Raw genomic sequence first — 1,323 nt, 5'->3', positions numbered from 1 at the left:
TGGCGGATTCTAGGGGTGGTGGCAACACTGCTGTTAGATGTTGCTTTCGGCCAGGAGCTTAGCAAGGCGCTCGGCTGGGGTTTCCCAGCCGAGCGTTTTGCGTGGGCGGGAGTTGAGTTCGGCGGCGACGGCTTCGAGTTTGGCGCGATCGTGGACGGACAGGTCGGTGCCTTTGGGGAAGTACTGGCGCAGCAGACCGTTGGTGTTCTCGTTCGAGCCGCGCTGCCAAGGGCTGGCCGGGTCGCAGAAGAAGACCGGGATGTCGGTGGCGATGGTGAAGGCCTTGTGATCGGCCATCTCGACGCCCTGGTCCCAGGTCAGCGACTTGGTCAGGTGTGCGGGCAGCGTGTGGACGGTGTCGATGAGGGCGTCGCGGACGCTGACCGCGTCGTGCCGGCCAGGCAGGTGGACCAGCATCACGTAGCGGGTCGCGCGTTCGACCAGGGTGCCGATCGCCGAGCGGGAGTCCGTGCCGACGATCAGGTCGCCTTCCCAGTGCCCGGGGACGGCCCGATCGGCAACCTCGGCGGGGCGTTCGCAGATGTTGACCATGTCCTTGACCGCGCGACGGCGGCGGCGGTCGGCCTGGGCGCGGGGCTTGCGGATGGCGCGGCCGGTCCGCAGGGCGCGGGTCAGTTCCCGACGAAGCGCCCCGCGGCCTTGGACGTAAAGGGCCTGGTAGATCGTCTCGTGGACCACGTGCATCTCCGGGCGGTCGGGGAAGTGTTCGCGCAAAGCCTGGCAGATCTGCTCGGGGCTCCAGCGCAGTGCCAGGTGATCTTGGATGAAATCGCGCAGCTCGGGATTAGCGGCGATCTTGCCGGTCTTGGGGCGGGACCGACGCTGGTCGCAGCGTCGCTGCGCGGCGTGGGGCCGGTAGTCGCCTGATCCGGGGTGGGCGTTGCGGGACAGCTCCCTGCTGATCGTGGAGGGAGAGCGGCCCAGCTCGCGGGCGATGTCCCTGACCGTGGCGCCCTCGCGGCGCCGGTCGGCGATCAGGACCCGGTCGTCCTCGCGCAGGTACCGCGACGGCGGCAGCGGCGGCTGGGGTTGCGAAGAGGGCTCCGCCGCCGTCAGCGGCGGAGCCCCCCGGTGTTTGCCGACCGGGTTGCGGCCGTTACGCCACCGCCTGCCGGTCTTGGGGTTGACCCCTACTATGTCGCAGGCCTGGTCATAGCTGTATCCCTCGCTCACGAGCTGCAAGTATGCGGCCCGCTCACGAGCGAGCTTCCTGGGCCCCTGCGGCTTCCGGTCCGCCCGGATCTCGAAATCCATCGCAATCCCTTGTAGATCAAGGTGTTGCAACGACTCCTAGAACCCAAG

Annotated in this window: 1 pseudogene; it reads right to left on the bottom strand. The window is 68.3% G+C overall.

The features are described from left to right. Positions 1–1,305: pseudogene (locus AB0K52_RS25615) on the bottom strand (IS30 family transposase); the annotation flags it as partial. Positions 1,306–1,323 lie beyond the last annotated feature (18 nt).

The sequence above is a fragment of the Glycomyces sp. NPDC049804 genome (assembly GCF_040674615.1).
Taxonomy (GTDB): domain Bacteria; phylum Actinomycetota; class Actinomycetes; order Mycobacteriales; family Micromonosporaceae; genus Glycomyces; species Glycomyces niveus.
The sequence above is the reverse complement of the archived record's forward strand: the minus strand, read 5'-3'. Positions and strand labels throughout refer to the sequence as shown.